Origin of the sequence: Clostridium sp. B9, from assembly GCF_050509515.1 — a bacterium.
GTDB lineage: Bacteria > Bacillota > Clostridia > Clostridiales > Clostridiaceae > Sarcina.
The window spans coordinates 1,984,916-2,000,622 of sequence record NZ_JBNWKA010000003.1; the positions used below are offsets into that span (position 1 = coordinate 1,984,916).

11 protein-coding genes are annotated in these 15,707 nt (G+C 28.5%); 2 read left to right on the forward strand and 9 right to left on the reverse strand.

All coding sequences use genetic code 11. The annotated features are described in order from the left end of the window. Positions 1 to 188 precede the first annotated feature (188 nt). The 3 genes from ACQZHJ_RS09010 to ACQZHJ_RS09020 all read right to left on the reverse strand — a co-directional run bounded on the left by ACQZHJ_RS09010 (position 189) and on the right by ACQZHJ_RS09020 (position 2,825). Entirely contained in the window at positions 189 to 1,244 is a 1,056-nt protein-coding gene (locus ACQZHJ_RS09010; protein ID WP_430485222.1) for an alanine racemase, read from the reverse strand. 199 nt (positions 1,245 to 1,443) lie between these two features. After that, the gene (locus ACQZHJ_RS09015; RefSeq protein WP_430485223.1) at positions 1,444 to 2,391 is read right to left on the reverse strand and encodes an SPFH domain-containing protein; all 948 of its coding nucleotides are present in this window, start codon (positions 2,389 to 2,391) and stop codon (positions 1,444 to 1,446) included. Positions 2,392 to 2,411: 20 nt separating this feature from the next. After that, entirely contained in the window at positions 2,412 to 2,825 is a 414-nt protein-coding gene (locus ACQZHJ_RS09020; protein WP_430485224.1) for an NfeD family protein, read from the reverse strand. 306 nt (positions 2,826 to 3,131) lie between these two features. Between ACQZHJ_RS09020 and ACQZHJ_RS09025 the strand changes: the two genes are divergently transcribed. Both ACQZHJ_RS09025 and ACQZHJ_RS09030 read left to right on the forward strand, forming a co-directional pair. Then, a complete protein-coding gene (locus ACQZHJ_RS09025; protein ID WP_430485225.1) occupies positions 3,132 to 5,039 on the forward strand; it encodes an NAD(+) synthase in 1,908 nt (635 codons plus the stop codon). A gap of 381 nt (positions 5,040 to 5,420) precedes the next feature. Beyond that, entirely contained in the window at positions 5,421 to 6,812 is a 1,392-nt protein-coding gene (locus tag ACQZHJ_RS09030) for a tetratricopeptide repeat protein (RefSeq protein ID WP_430485226.1), read from the forward strand. A gap of 333 nt (positions 6,813 to 7,145) precedes the next feature. Here ACQZHJ_RS09030 and hisJ read toward each other — a convergent pair whose 3' ends face one another. The 6 genes from hisJ to ACQZHJ_RS09060 form a co-directional block, all read right to left on the reverse strand. Continuing rightward, a complete protein-coding gene (gene hisJ, locus ACQZHJ_RS09035) occupies positions 7,146 to 7,970 on the reverse strand; it encodes a histidinol-phosphatase HisJ (protein ID WP_430485227.1) in 825 nt (274 codons plus the stop codon). Positions 7,971 to 8,113: 143 nt separating this feature from the next. Then, the gene (locus ACQZHJ_RS09040; protein WP_430485228.1) at positions 8,114 to 8,905 is read right to left on the reverse strand and encodes an endonuclease/exonuclease/phosphatase family protein; all 792 of its coding nucleotides are present in this window, start codon (positions 8,903 to 8,905) and stop codon (positions 8,114 to 8,116) included. A gap of 164 nt (positions 8,906 to 9,069) precedes the next feature. Then, positions 9,070 to 9,306, reverse strand: coding sequence for a DUF1292 domain-containing protein (locus ACQZHJ_RS09045; protein WP_430485229.1), 237 nt, complete (start codon positions 9,304 to 9,306; stop codon positions 9,070 to 9,072). A gap of 260 nt (positions 9,307 to 9,566) precedes the next feature. Further along, positions 9,567 to 12,965 carry an Ig-like domain-containing protein gene (locus ACQZHJ_RS09050; protein ID WP_430486881.1) on the reverse strand — a complete coding sequence of 1,133 codons (3,399 nt, stop codon included), beginning with the start codon at positions 12,963 to 12,965 and terminating at the stop codon, positions 9,567 to 9,569. After that, positions 12,940 to 15,153 carry a sugar-binding domain-containing protein gene (locus ACQZHJ_RS09055; RefSeq protein WP_430485230.1) on the reverse strand — a complete coding sequence of 738 codons (2,214 nt, stop codon included), beginning with the start codon at positions 15,151 to 15,153 and terminating at the stop codon, positions 12,940 to 12,942. The genes ACQZHJ_RS09050 and ACQZHJ_RS09055 overlap by 26 nt, the downstream gene beginning before the upstream one ends. A gap of 127 nt (positions 15,154 to 15,280) precedes the next feature. Then, a complete protein-coding gene (locus tag ACQZHJ_RS09060; protein ID WP_430485231.1) occupies positions 15,281 to 15,706 on the reverse strand; it encodes a hypothetical protein in 426 nt (141 codons plus the stop codon). Between the last annotated feature and the right edge of the window lies 1 nt (position 15,707).

Genomic DNA, 15,707 nt, shown 5'->3' on the forward strand with positions numbered 1-15,707 from the left:
TATATAAGAAACATCATTATTCTAATGTATTAAATTTTATACTACTAATGTATTAAATTTTATACTATATTAAAAGGTAGTGCTTTAATATATAAAATATTACAAAAAAAGAAAAAAACATAAGACTTAATTTGTAAGTCTTATGTTTTAAAATCCATTTTATATAAATATGCAATTTTTAATTTTTCTTACTCATAAATATATCTTTTTTCAATACTTGAATCTGATATTATTGGAGATATATCAATTTTTAAAACTGAATCTTTTGAACAATTCTCCATTGATATTATGGTTATATTCATATTAGCTTTTCCTAATATCTTAACAGGTATATTTTTATTAAAGATAACACTTCTTTCTTTAAATCTTCTGTACACCATCCTAAATATATCATAGAAAATGTTATTCTTAATTTCTCTGCTTACTCCTAACCCATGAACATTACCACATTCTATTATTCCTATTTCCATGTCTTTATCAGCTTTGAAAAGACATCCATATCCTACTGTTTGTCCTTTTGAAATTTTATATGTATTCACTGGTTTAGCATAATACTCATATACCTTTTTTATTCCTTTATTAAATCCTATGTATCCATAAAGAATATTTCCAGCTCTAGCACCAGTTGTAAATCTACATGCATTTCTCAATTCATCATTTACAATAGCACTAGATGCCATACAATGTATAACTCTTACCTTATCCTTGTATTTCTCTACAGTGTTTTTGAATAAGTTTACTTGGTTTAAAGTGTACTTTACATCTTTTGCATTATGTAAATGAGTATATATACCATCAATCTCTATATTAGGAAACTCTTTAGATACTCTTTCCACAAATGAATCTAATCTTGATGGTTTAATTCCCATTCTATTCATCCCTGTATCAACATATATATGTACTCTTCTCTTAGTATCTTTGTTTAAAGAGTCTAAAATTTCTTCATTATCTAAAGTTAATATTAAATTTTCTCTTTTATCACTAAAGTCTTCAATAGTACATAGTGGAGAAAGGATAAGTATATCTTTTTCTATTTCATCTAATACAAGACTCTCTTCTATATTTCCAACAGCTATAATATCAACTTTGTCTTCTATAAATTTAGCTATTTCTTTACTTCCTAATCCGTAAGCATCCCCTTTTATAACTGAAATAAGGGTTTTATCTCCTATTAAGTTACGGATAACATTTATGTTATTTTCTATGTTTTTTAAATTAACATCGCACCAAAAATATTTACTCATGTTTTAATCCTCTTTCCAATTAAAATTACATTTTATATAATAACATTTTTTGAGATTAATATAAATTGTTAATTTTTATTTAGTATAAAAAAAGCCCTCCACTTAAGAAGTGGAGGGAAAAGTAAATTCCTACGTAAGCCCTTAATTTAGGCTCATAAATAGTATATTCTCAAAATTGCTTTTTATTCTTTTTAATTTATTATGACTTTTTATTATCCTTTAGCATATCAGCAATAGCTGCTATACTACCTAGTGAAGATACTGCTTCATTTGGAAGTATAAGTTTATTAGCTGGATTTGTAGCCATTTCTTTCAATGCTTCAACTTGTTTTAAAGCAATTACAGTTTCATTAGTTCCTGATTCAATTATAGCTGTATTTATTCTCTCAATAGCAGCAGCCTCTGCTTTAGAAACTTCTGCTATAGCTCTAGCTTTACCTTCTGCTTCAAGTAATTGAGATTCTTTCATACCTTCAGCATGTCTTATATTTGCTTCTTTTTCAGCCTCTGCTCTTAAAATTTTAGCTTGCTTTTCAGCTTCAGCTCTTGCTATTTCACTCTGTTTTAAACCTTCAGCTTGTAAAATAGTTGCTCTCTTGTCTCTTTCTGCCTTCATTTGCTTTTCCATCGCATCTTGAATCTCTGATGGTGGCATTATATTTTTAATTTCTACTGATAAAATTTTTATGCCGTAAGCATCTGTTATTGTATCTATTATTGTTAAAAGTTCTAAATTTATTTGATCTCTTCCAGATAAAACTTCATCTAAAGACATATTACCTACTATATTTCTCATATTAGTTATTGTTGAGTAAACTATACCAGATTTAAAATCTTCTATGTTATAAACCGCATCTTTTGCATTTAATACTTTATAGAAAATAACGTTATCTATTTCTATTTTTACGTTATCCTTTGTTATTACATATTGAGGAGGTATATCTAGTATTTGTTGCTTCGTTGATATTTTCTTTCTCACAAAATCAGCAAATGGAATTACTAAATGCCATCCCGGCTCTAAAATTTTACTAAATTGACCAAAACGTTCTAAAACATAAACATATCCTGTATTTACAACTTTAATTGAAGAAATAGCTGCAAATACGACTATTAATAATAAGATTACAATAATTATAGTAGCTACCATAAGTAACCCCTCCTATATTTTTATTTTTTTACTAGTATTTTATTACCTTCTATACCTATGATTTCGACTTCCGATCCTTTCTTTAAAGGACCACTAACACTTTTGAATGTCCAGTAAACTCCTTCAAACTTAATTAGAGCTGAATCTTCTACATTTTCATCTAATATAACCTTTCTTCCAATATAGGTTTGCTCCATTGTTTTAGTACCTATATTATCAACTTTTATCTTTTTCTTAATCTTAGGATATATATAAAAGAAAAAGAAAATTGTTATTATTGCGAAAAGTGTGAATTGTAATATTACATTAACATTTAAAAATGCTAATAATAGACCACCAAAAGCTCCGAAAGAAAATCCTACAAATAGTACATCTGAACTTAAATAGTCTATAAGCATTCCTGCTAAAATAACTATTAACCAAAGCCACAACATAGGCGTAACCCCCTTTACAATTTACTTTTTATTAATATTTACTTTATTATACATTTCATACAATATTTTTGCAAGTATTATTTTAGACTTTTTTAAATAATATTTCTAAACTTTCTAAATGGTATCTTAAACCTTATTAATTAGGTTGATTTTATTTATATTTCACATTAATATTTAATATATACATAAACTTAGTAAAAGTTTCTATGTTATGAAATACTTATTTTTATAAGAAATAATTATCAAAGGATAAACTTTTACTAGTATAGAAATAATAAAAATAAAAATGTAACTGGAGATGATATGATGGATTTCATAAAAGTAGGTGCAGCTTCACCTAAAGTAAAGATAAGTGATACGAAGTACAACCTTAAAGAAATAGAATCTATGATTCTACAAGCTATAGATGAAGAGGTTAAACTTATTGTTTTCCCAGAATTAAGTATATCAGCATACACTTGTGGAGATTTATTTACAAATCAAAAATTAATTGATAATTGTAATTTAGCTCTAAAAGACTTAGTTCAATTTTCAAAAGGAAAAGATATAGTTATAGCTGTAGGTGCTCCTCTATTATATAGATATTGTTTATATAACTGTGCATACATAATTTTAAATGGAAAAGTTCTAGGAATAGTTCCTAAAAGCTATATACCAAATTACTCAGAATTCTACGAAAAAAGATGGTTTACTGAAGGGCTTAATATAAAAGGATTAAATATAGACTTACTATTCCAAGAAGAGGTACCTTTCGGAACTGATTTAATATTCTCATATGGAAATCTTAAATTAGGTTTTGAAATATGTGAAGATTTATGGGTTACTATACCGCCTAGTTCAAATTTAGCACTTATGGGAGCTAATGTTATATGTAATCTTTCTGCCTCAAATGAATTAGTTTCTAAAAGTTCATACAGAAAATCACTAGTTCAAAATCAAAGTGCTAGAACAATGAGTGCTTATATCTACTCATCTGCTGGTGTTTATGAATCTACTACTGATTTATTATTTAGTGGTCATATGATAATAGCTGAAAATGGAACAGTACTAAAAGAAAATAAAAGATTTTCAAGAGAAAATGATTTATTAACTGGTATAGTTGATTTATTCAGATTAGATGCTGAAAGAACTAAAAACATAAGTTTTAGAAATTCTACTTTTACAGAGCAAACTAATCCAAGATTTATACCATTTACTCTAGAAAGTACTGAAATAAATAACTTTGATAGAGAAATAGATAAACATCCATTCTTGCCAAAATCTCAATACGCTATGGAAGCTAGATGTGAAGAAATACTAAATATACAGGCAGCTGCTCTAGCTAAAAGATTTGAACATACAGGTTTAAAGAAAGCTGTAATTGGTATCTCAGGTGGGCTTGATTCTACTCTTGCCTTACTAGTTGTTGTTAAGACTTTTGATATGCTAAATATACCTAGAAAAAATATAATAACTGTTACTATGCCTGGATTTGGTACAACAGATAGAACATATAACAATGCAGTTACTCTTTGCAAAGAACTTAGTTGTGATTTTAGAGAAATAAATATTGTTAAAGCTGCTCTTCAGCACTTTGAAGATATTGGTCATGATAAAGATATTCATGATGTAACTTATGAAAATGTTCAAGCAAGAGAAAGAACACAAATTCTTATGGATATTGCTAACAAAGAATCTGGTCTTTTAATAGGTACTGGCGATCTTTCTGAATTAGCTTTAGGATGGTGTACATATAATGGAGATCATATGTCAATGTACTCCGTTAACTGTTCTATTCCTAAAACACTTGTTAGATTCCTAGTTAAATACTTTGCTAACAATGAAATATCAGATGATGCTAAAGAGGCTTTATTAGATATATTAGATACTCCTGTTAGTCCAGAGTTATTACCTAAAGACAAAGAAGGTAAAATAACTCAAAAAACTGAAGACATAGTTGGACCATATGAACTTCATGATTTCTACCTATATCACTTTATAAAACATGGTTCAAAACCTGAAAGAATTATTTTCTTAGCTAAGGAAGCTTTCAAAGATGAATATGATGAAGAAACTTTAAGAAAATGGTTAGATAAATTCACAAGAAGATTTTTTACTCAACAATTTAAGCGTTCTGCTCTACCAGATGGTCCAAAAGTTGGTTCTATATCACTTTCACCTAGAGGCGATTGGAGAATGCCATCTGATGCTGTATATAATGATTTTTTAATCTAATAAAAAATAAATAGATAGATTATTTAAATCTATAATCATATTTCTAGAAATTATTGATTATTTTATTAACACTTTGTTCTAGTTATATGGTTATAGATTTTTTATTTGTAAAAATTTGTAGAATTTATAACAAACTCTCTAATTAACAAAGAAAAAGCACCGATATTTCACATAAAAATTTATTTATTTTGCTTTTATTTTTTGAAAAGATCCTAATTTGTTAAAAAATTAAGAACATTGACATACTTTTGCCAAAAATATATTGTAAACTTTTATATGTATAATGTATAATTAGAATTTAGACAGATACTATTTTAAAATGGTCTATTTTGTCAAAATATGTTTGATAAAAATTATTAAAAAAGGAGGAGCTATGAGGCTATGAGTAAATATGATAAAAAACTTAAAAAAGCATTAGCTCAATTTGAAAAAGGAAATTATGAGGAAGCATTAGATATATGTGAAAAAGTCCTTGATAAGGATTATAATAATGAAGAAGCGCTTTTAATAGAAGGTAGGGCATTAGAAAAACTTGAAAGAATTAGTGATGCAGTTGTTTCTTGGAAAATAAATGCTGAATATAATAATAATGAAGAAGCTAGAAAAAAACTTGATAAATTCAATAATATAGATGAAAAGAAACTTGCTATGAGCACTATTTTTAGTGAAACAATGAAAGATGAGATAAAAGCTAAACTTCAAGAAGAAGCACAAAAAGAATTCTCAAAACAATTAGAAAAAAGAGAACATGAAGTTGAAGAAATTAAAGTAACAGGAAAAAATGAACAAGCACCTGTTATAGAAATTAAAAAAGAAACTCCAGAGGTTCAAGAAGAAATAAAAATTGAAGAAGTAAAAGCATTTGAACCTAAAAAAGAAGAAGCTAGTAAGATTTCAAATGTTACAAAAGTAGATTTTACTAAGAAGGATGAAGTTAAAGAGGATAAAACTGAAGAGCCAAGAGTTATAAGTACTCCTAGCTTTGCAAATGAAAACTCAAATTCAAAAAAATCAAATAAAAAGAATAAAAAAACTGTTAAATTCGTTGCCATAGCAGTATCAGGAGTTATAGTATTATCACTAGCTTATGGTATAGCAAAAAATATGAATTCTACTTCTGCTGCTGGAAATAACTCTACTGTTGCCGATGGTTCAAACACTTCAGAAGATAAAACTAATAATAATGCAACAGATAATTCTGCAAATAAGGATAACTCAATAGAATCTAAAGATACTAACACTTTCAAGGCTGAAGATTTAAATAAGGCTATTGAAGGGAAAAATTATAGTGCTATAGCGAATATATTAAGCACTACTCCTAAGGATAAAGTTCCTGCCGATGCTTTAGATACTTATACTAAAGCTGAAAACCTAATGAAAGAAGAAGGAGTTAAAGAGTTATACTTAAAAGGATCTGATTTATTCAAAGAAAAGAAATATGAAGAAGCTCTTAAAGATTTTGAAAGTGCATATACATATGCAGGTGATTCATATTTAAGACCTCACTTAATATACTTTATGGGAACATCTTATGAGAACCTTGATAAAAACACAGAAGCAATAAAATACTTCCAAGAGTATTTATCTGATTATAAAGCTAAACCAGATGCTGAAGATGTAATGTATACTCCTCAATGTATGTACAACTTAGCTGTTTTATATAACGAAGAAGGAAATAAAGCTGAAGCTAAAAAGTATGCTCAAGAAATTGAGGATAACTACCCTAATTCAATGTTCTATAATGATGTAACTAAAAACATTATATATGGTTAAAATTAATATACAAATAAAAGAATCCTATAGATAGAATTAAGTATCTATAGGATTCTTTAAATTATATAAAACTTTTTATATAATTTAAAATTTGGCTTTGTTTTAAACCATGGTTGATTTCTAGATATAGATGAAAGCCCCTCTTAATGAGCATTAGAGTTTCATTGTATATGTAAGAATAATCGCGTTAAAAAGCTTTTTCTGTTTGAACGCTAGTGAGTTTAAAAGCTTTAGCTATTATTCTGGAATAGACAATAGAAACTCTTTGCGAAATTAAGTCAGGTCTGAAGATATAGCTAGAAATCAACCAACACTTAAAACAGAGCCTAAAATTTAAATTGCCTTTGAATCTGGGAAAATCATATTAGCAACTTTCTCAAATTCAACTCCAACATATTTTGAACTATGAGAATCTGAACCTAAAACCATAGGTATATTATACTTTAAGCATAAATCAAGGAATATACCCTGAGGATGAACTTCTCCACATTTAGCTCTTCTTAAGCCAGATGTATTTAAATCAATCTCATAATTGCCTTTTTTCATTTCTTTAAGAACTTCTTCTAAAAGCTTAAGATTATATTTTTCATTTGGAAAGTCAGCCTTATATTTTCTAACTAAAGTGGGATGTCCAATTCTTTTAGGCTTGTACTTTCCTAAATCAGCCTTAATTGATTTAAGCATTGTTTCATAATATAAGTCATATAGCTTATCCATTCCACCGATCTTATTAACTAATGCACCAATCATATCTGATCCATTTCCTATTTGATAATATTCACCATTAAACTTAACTATATGAACAGAAAGAATTGCATCATCTAAAAATCTTCCATACTTATCTAATATGGCTTTAGTTTCATTTTCATATCCCTCAACATAGTCAACTTCTAATCCAACATTAATCTTTATTTTATCCTTGTATTTCATTTTTAAAGCAGAAATACCCTCTAAGTACTCTTCTAATCTTTCAATAGGAAGTGCACTATTTTTTCTTGGTGACGGATCCTCCATTGGTAAAGGCATATGTTCAGTAAATGTTATTTCTTCAATGCCGTTTTTTAATGCAGTATCTATGTACATGTCTAATTCATCATCACTCCCATGAGGACAGTAAGTGCTATGTACATGACCATCTCTTCTTGTGTTTAAAATCATATTTATCCTCCGTAAAACCTTATTAATTTTTTCACAGTATTATTATACCTTATTAATTTAATAAGACAAAATTAATTACCAAAGATAAATAATTGTATTAATTCTAAATTTAATAATCTAATAACGGATATAAATTAATAAATCTATTGATTTATTATAAAATCACCTATTACTGGATAATGATCTGATGGATATCCCCCACAAATTAAATCATCATCTATATATAATTCTTGTAACTTAAACTCTTCTGAATAAAGTAAATAATCTATAATATCACCATCATATCCACCTTTAAAATCATGGAATGTTCCTTTAATTGAATGATCTATATTTGTATAACAATTATTAAACTTAACATTTTCTTCTTCCAACTCTTCTACTATATTAAAAAGTTCATTATGTAAATAGCAATTAAAGTCTCCTACTATCATATACGGATAGCCATTTGAAAAATAACTTTCTTTAATCTTATTAATTATTATTTTTATACCTTCTTCTCTTGCAAGTTCACTTTCATGATCTAAGTGTGTATTATAAAAAACAATATTTTTATTATTTTCTTTACATCTTAAAATAACTTCTGTACATATTCTTGGAAGAGAACTATTAAAATCCTTGCTACCTGGAACTTCTGGAGTCTTAGATAACCAAAATTGTTTCCATTCTAAAAGTTCAAACTTATCCTTTTTAAAGAAAACCGCATTGAATTCGTCAATGCCTTCTCCGGATCTATCATTACCAACCCAGGCATATTCACTTAAACCTTCTTCCATATCTTTAAGCATATGAATAAGACCTTCTTGAGTTCCTATTATATCTGGGTTATTTTCTTTAAAGACCTTTATTATTCTTTCACATCTTTTTTTCCATTCATTATTATCATTAGATTTAAAATCATACTTCAAATTAAATGACATTACTCTTAAATTGCTCATACTCTTCTATCCCTTCTAATTAAATAAATCTTTAAAATAATTATAATAATATGAACTTATTTTTACAAGAAATAAACACATAATTTAGTTATAAATACAAATTATGTGTTTAAATAAATTTCTATAATTTATATGACAATTTATTATTTTTTAACTCATCTAATCTAAAATTTCAAGCTTGAAACTTGTTTAAACATATTTATTTCCTTTTCTGATTCAACAGAATTTAAACTTTCATTCCATTCCTTATCAAATTTGATTTTGTATAGCTCTATATGTGACTTATCATCCTTTGGTGCCATAGCCACATATTCTTCACCACATATTAGTTTTTGCTCTAACACCAAATAATCAATTTTCTTTCCGTTTTCATCTCTAAAAGATACAATTTGTTCATCCATTACAATACCTCCTTACAAAATTATCCAATTCGTTTTTTATTTTTCTTTATTATTGTTTATTATTTTCTTTTTTTTATTCTTTTTTTAATTTTAATACTCATTTACGAGTATATTATTTAAAAGTATTTAAAAGTATATATTGTTTTTTAATACTTTTAAACTCTATTTGATTTCTTAACCTTTGTTAACTAAAAAACCACCAAGGTAATTTATTACCTTAGTGGTTTAAATTTGTTATATTGTTATTTTTAATTTAAAACTTATTTATTAGAATTCAGAATAGTATCAGATATATAATTTATTTCAAACTGATCTACTATTGAATTACCATTTAAATCATATTCAGGTTTTTCTTGTCCATAATGCTTAGATGCTAAAGAAAGATCTCCAACATCTACTTTTCCATCATTATTTAAGTCAGCTGAAATTTCCACATCTATTTCTTCTAATTGAACTATGGCATCATTTAATAGGCTTATAGCACTATTAACATCATACTCTGTAGCATTTTCATTGTTACTTATAATAGTAGAATATTCTATAGCTTGATTTAGTATAGCTTTACTTTCCTCTGTATAGTTTCCATTTAATAGCTCATTAGCTTCAGCTAACTTTAAATTCAACTCCTCTTTAGATACAGAATGCTCATTGCTTACAAATCTTATTTCATAAATATTTTGACTTATTCCATCTTCTCCTTTAACAATTACCTTAGCTGTATCATTGCTATGCTGTGCTTGAATTACTGTTACAGAAGCATTATCTAAAGCTTTTGCTGTAATTTCTGGAACTTTTTTATTTTCTTCTAAATTAACTGTATATTCAAAAGTATTAGAATCAAATCCTTCTAAAACAATTCCATCTAACAGTATTTCACTTGCTGTATTAGTTGTGTTTTCTACAACATCTTTCTTAAATACCTGTAATTCAGTTATTCCTAAAGCTTTACCAGGAGTTGCTACCATAAATAATCTTAATTCTGAAGTCTTAACCTTATCAAATTTATAAACTCTACTATTTTCAAACTCTCCATTTTCTTCAGTTTGATTTGAAACATTTATCCATTGACCATTTTCTTTATATTGAACCCTAGCTGTATGAGGTAATGAAACACCATTATCTGTAAAGTAATGAACTTTCATTTCATCTACATAATGCTCCTCAGGACCTGATCTACCAAATTGAACTGATACCCATCCATCTGGATCATTCTGTCTCTTCCAGTTAGTCCATCTATCATGAGGTGAATTATCAAAAGATATAATATCATTGTTAATATGAGCTAATCTATCATTTGAATAATTATCATGTGGTGGCTCATTAGAGTATGACGCTGCTGTTCTTGGATAATCATATCCATTTTGGAATCTAGATATGTTTAATCCCTCTTCATATTGATCTGAAACTCTAACAACTATTTTAGCTTTTTCATTTATTCCTTCAACCTTTCCTAAAACTTCAAATGTTCCAATTGCATTATAATCTTCTGGATTTATTTCATCCCAAACAACTTCTTTTTCTAAAATAGATTTATCACTATAGTGAACATCTACTGTTTCAGGAAGTTTTGGTATCTCTCCAAGTAATGTTACAGTAGATAAATTTTCAACAGTAAGAACACCTTTAACTTCTACTTTTGCCATGGCTCTAATAGATGTACCTTCTACTGTTCCATAAACATTAAATGTTCCTATTTCACTATAATCATCTGCTGGTACACTATCCCAAACAACTTCCTTATTTCTTGATAATCCAACATTGTACTTTGCAACTACAGTTTCAGGTAAAACTGGTTCTACACCTTTTTCCGTAACCACAGTTGCCGGACTTAATGAAATTATTATCTTATTCTCTAAAGATTTTTCTACTGAAACTCTTAATGTATTAGATTTAACCTTTTCACCTTTATACTCACCCTCAATGTATATATCTGAAGTACCTTCACCTATAGCAGCTATATTTCCATTTCTCATTTCTATAACTGATTTATCTGATATAAAATACTCTAAATTAATTAAAGAATTATCTATTTCACTTCCATCAACTAAAAATGAAGTAATGTTTAACGGTACTAAATCATCTTCTGATAAATTAGTATTATCTAAAGCTATCTCTACTCTATCTAAACCTGGATCTTCTACTCTTAAATCTATAGTATATTCTCTAGTGTTTTTCTCACTTTCTGAAGTAACAACTATTGTAGCTTTTCCTGGTAATTCAGTTGGCGGAATTATAACCTCGGTACCATTCTCTAAAACTTCTACAGCTATTTCAGGGATTTCTGAACCAAAATCTAAATCTACTAAATAGTTAGTAGTTTCTGAGTTAAACCCTTCTAAAGGTTCATTATTTATTAAGATGTTTGCTAAAAGAGCTTCATCATTTTCTACTAATACTTCACCATAAACTTCAAGTTCTGTGGCAGCTAAAGATTTTCCTTGTGTAGGGTCCATTTTAACTCTTATTTTATTTGTAATAACCTGACTAAATGTTATATCATGTCTTTCATTATTTTGAATATTACTTGGATTCATAGCTTGGTTTTCTACCGCTATCCAATTAGTTCCATCAAAATATTCAACTTCTATATTAGTTGGTTTTTCACAACCACTATCTGCAAATGTATAAAGACTTACATTATCAATCTTATGAGCCTCTTCCCACTCAACACCTATCCACTCACTAGAAGTTGCTGGCCAGTTAGTCCATCTATTTTTAGGACTGTTATCATAAGAAATTATTCCATCATTTAAATGAGAAACAGAATCTCCAGATCCAGTTTGAGATGCAAAAGTCTTTCCTCTAGCTAAGCTTGAAGAAAGAGCTATGTTTTCTCTTTCTAATTCATCAGTTACTCTTATTCTAGCCTCAGCCTTAAAATCATCTATTCCTTCAACTGTTCCATAAACAGTAAAGTTACCTACCGAATTATAATCTTCTGGATTAATCTCTTCCCAAACTACATTTTTACTTGTTTGATATCCATCACTGTAAATTACCCAAGCTTCACTTGGAAGAACTGGCTCTTCTCCAAGTTCCACGGCAGTCGAGAAAGGCTTAACACCTATTATATCTCTAACAGTAATAACAGCTTCCGCTTTAATATCTGTACCCTCTACAGCACCAGAAATCTTTATTACTCCAACTTTATTAAACTCACTTTCATCAATTGAATCCCAAATTACATTAACCGCCTTAACAGAACCATCTCCATAAACAGCGTCTATTGTACTTGGCAATTCTGGAATATTCCCTTTATCAATATTTATGCTTATAGGACTAACTCCTATTATGCTATCTTTGTTTTCATCTGGATTATCTACTGAATAAACAAGCTCTATATCTGATGATAATCCCTTAGAAGTAGCTTTAATTGTTATAGGACCAGCCTCTTCATTAGATTGTACTATTGCTAAAGCTTTACCACTAAATGCTTTTCTTTTATCATCTTTATATCTCTCTACACTTGAAGCATTTCCATTATCAACTCCAACTAACTCTCCTCCAGTAACTTCAAACTCTACTAGATTATCAGCATTTGGAACTATTACTCCATTTTCATCAACAATATCTACTGTTACAAAAGATAATGCTTCTCCATCTGCATCTATAACTCTTCTATCTGGAGTTAATTTAACTGCAGCAGGATCCTCCAGCAGTCTTTATTTCTTTTTCTGCTACAATCTCTCCATCTTTCTTAGCAACAGCTTTTAATGTTCCAGCCTCAAATGGTACATCCCACTCTAAATGTAATTTACCATCAGAAGTTTCTAAATAAGATTCTCCATAATTAGTTGTCTTGTTTTCAAAACTTCTTTCTCCTAAAGATTCTCCATTTAGAAATAACTCTACAGTATCTACATTAGAATAAGCCCAAACCTCTACATTTTCTCCTTCTTCCCAATTCCAGTGTGGTAAAATATGCACCATTGGTTCATCTGTCCACTGACTTTGATAGAAGTAATAAATATCTTTTTCAAATCCAGCTGTATCAATTATTCCAAAATATGAACTTTTAGCAGGATATGAATTATAGAACGGTGTTGGTTCTCCAATGTAGTCAAAGCCTGTCCAAATAAATTGACCTGCTATAAATTGTCTATCTCTATCCCTCTTAGTTGAGTCCTCAGCACTTCTTCCCCAACCTACTACTGAGTTATCATATGATGATGTCTGAAGGTTTTCCCAATCACTTATATTAGGATTGCTTGGATCTAAATAAACTCCTCTAGACCTTACTGCTGAAGAAATTTCTGATCCATATTTTATCCACTCTGGTTTTTCTTCTTGGTGAACATCGTATACATTTTCGCTATAGTTGTATCCAACTACATCTACAGCATCAAATACTTGATCTCTATATTGGTGGAAGTTTGCAACTCCATCAACTTTATTTCCTCTATATTTATCTTCTCCAATAGTAGTTGGTCTTGTAGTATCAACTTCTTTAACCCATTTAACAAGATTCTTAGCTATTTGAACTCCACTAGCATTATTGGTGTCATATATTTCATTACCTATAGACCACATAATTATAGATGGACTATTTTTTCCTCTTTCAACCATAGCTTTAATATCTCTTTCAGCATATTGATTAAAGAATCTACCATAATCATATTGTTTTTTAGATTGGTTCCAACAATCAAAAGCCTCATCTATTAAAAGAATTCCTTTTTTCTCACAAATATCTATAAGTTCATTAGAAGCTGGATTATGAGTTACTCTTATAGCATTTACTCCCATACCAATTAATTTATCTACTTGTCTTTCAACAGCATCATAATTAACAGCTGCTCCTAAGGAACCTAAATCATGATGCATACAAACACCATTTAACTTCATATACTCTCCGTTTAAAGAGAATCCAGTATTTGCATCAAATTCAAAATATCTAAATCCAAATTGAGTATCATAAGTATCTGTAATTTCATCATTAACAATTACTTCAGTTTTTACTTTATAAAGATTACCTTCATAAACACCCCAAAGTTTCGGATTGCTTACTATAATATCATGATTAATTTTATTAATACCACTTGTTAATGCCTCTTCACTTTCTACTTCTCCTACAACATTGCCCTCTAAATCTAGAATGGTAGATTTAATAATAGCACTTATATTTTCACTGCTTCTATTATTTACTTCTGTAACTATATCTACATTTACATTACCATCTCTAGCTAAATCCTCTTCTAATGTAGGTGTTGTTACAAAAGTTCCATATCGATCAACATGAACTGGATTTGTAACTGTTAAATTAACATCTCTATAAATACCACTTCCTGAATACCATCTACTGCTTGGTTGAGCATTTTTAACCTTAACAGAGATAACGTTTTCTTCACCATTAAATTTTAAATACTCTGTTATATCAAAACTAAACGGCGTATATCCATTTTGATATTCCCCAGCTTTATGTCCATTTACATATACTTCACTTTCCATGTAAACCCCATCAAAGTCTATAGATATTTTCTTATTTTCATAAGAATTATCTAATATAAAGTGCTTTCTATACCATGCTGTACCCCCATCTAAATATCCCCCTTCATGAGTAGCAGGAGAACTACTATTAAAATCAAGTTCTATACTCCAATCATGAGGTAAATCTAGTCCTCTCCAATTTGAATCATCTAATTCAGGTGATTCTCCCCCAGCTACATCACCTAAATTAAATCTCCACTCTTCTGTAAAATCAACGGTTCTACCTTCTTCTGTAATAAACTCAGCTTTCATTTTTTCAAAAGTTCCCTGTGTGCTCAGTGGTTCTCTGGCTAAAGCTAAAGTACTTCCAAGGTTTGACGTAACTAAAACCGCCGTCATTAATAAGGTTAATACTTTTTTCAAGTTTCCACACCCCTTTTAATTAATTTATATCTAAATTTTTACATAATTTCAATTATTTTTCAATACTTTGATAAAAAATAAAACATCTTATCGTTAAATAAGATGTTTTATTTTAAATTATATTATGTTATTTGGCTTTTAATAAAAGTATCACATTCCATAAAAATTGAAGTAAGAAAACTATACTGGCTACTATTATAAAGTAATAATAAGCTAATAATCCTCCAAAAAACTTAAGTTTGATAACTAGCGCTAATATTATAACTGCTATTACCAAAATAACTAATTGAGTTATTATAAAGCTATCTTTCTTATTCTTCATTAAATATATAGCTAAACATAGAAATACTATGGTTAAAATCACTACACTTAATAATAGTTGATTTAATTTTGCATCAGTTAAAATATTTGAATATTCATATCTTTTGAAATATATATGATGCATTACCCCTGCACTTTTCTTTGTGAAATACTGTACAGCAATTACTCCTACCCATAAAACTAATTGAATTAATACTATTATTGGATATAAAATTTTCTTTAATTTATTCATA

What these genes read in the sequence shown, in the direction of transcription:
- ACQZHJ_RS09010 (WP_430485222.1), bottom strand. Translation starts at nt 1,244, where the DNA reads ATGAGTAAATATTTTTGGTGCGATGTTAATTTAAAAAACATAGAAAAT.
- ACQZHJ_RS09015 (WP_430485223.1), bottom strand. Translation starts at nt 2,391, where the DNA reads ATGGTAGCTACTATAATTATTGTAATCTTATTATTAATAGTCGTATTT.
- ACQZHJ_RS09020 (WP_430485224.1), bottom strand. Translation starts at nt 2,825, where the DNA reads ATGTTGTGGCTTTGGTTAATAGTTATTTTAGCAGGAATGCTTATAGAC.
- ACQZHJ_RS09025 (WP_430485225.1), top strand. Translation starts at nt 3,132, where the DNA reads ATGGATTTCATAAAAGTAGGTGCAGCTTCACCTAAAGTAAAGATAAGT.
- ACQZHJ_RS09030 (WP_430485226.1), top strand. Translation starts at nt 5,421, where the DNA reads ATGAGTAAATATGATAAAAAACTTAAAAAAGCATTAGCTCAATTTGAA.
- hisJ (WP_430485227.1), bottom strand. Translation starts at nt 7,970, where the DNA reads ATGATTTTAAACACAAGAAGAGATGGTCATGTACATAGCACTTACTGT.
- ACQZHJ_RS09040 (WP_430485228.1), bottom strand. Translation starts at nt 8,905, where the DNA reads ATGAGCAATTTAAGAGTAATGTCATTTAATTTGAAGTATGATTTTAAA.
- ACQZHJ_RS09045 (WP_430485229.1), bottom strand. Translation starts at nt 9,306, where the DNA reads ATGGATGAACAAATTGTATCTTTTAGAGATGAAAACGGAAAGAAAATT.
- ACQZHJ_RS09060 (WP_430485231.1), bottom strand. Translation starts at nt 15,706, where the DNA reads ATGAATAAATTAAAGAAAATTTTATATCCAATAATAGTATTAATTCAA.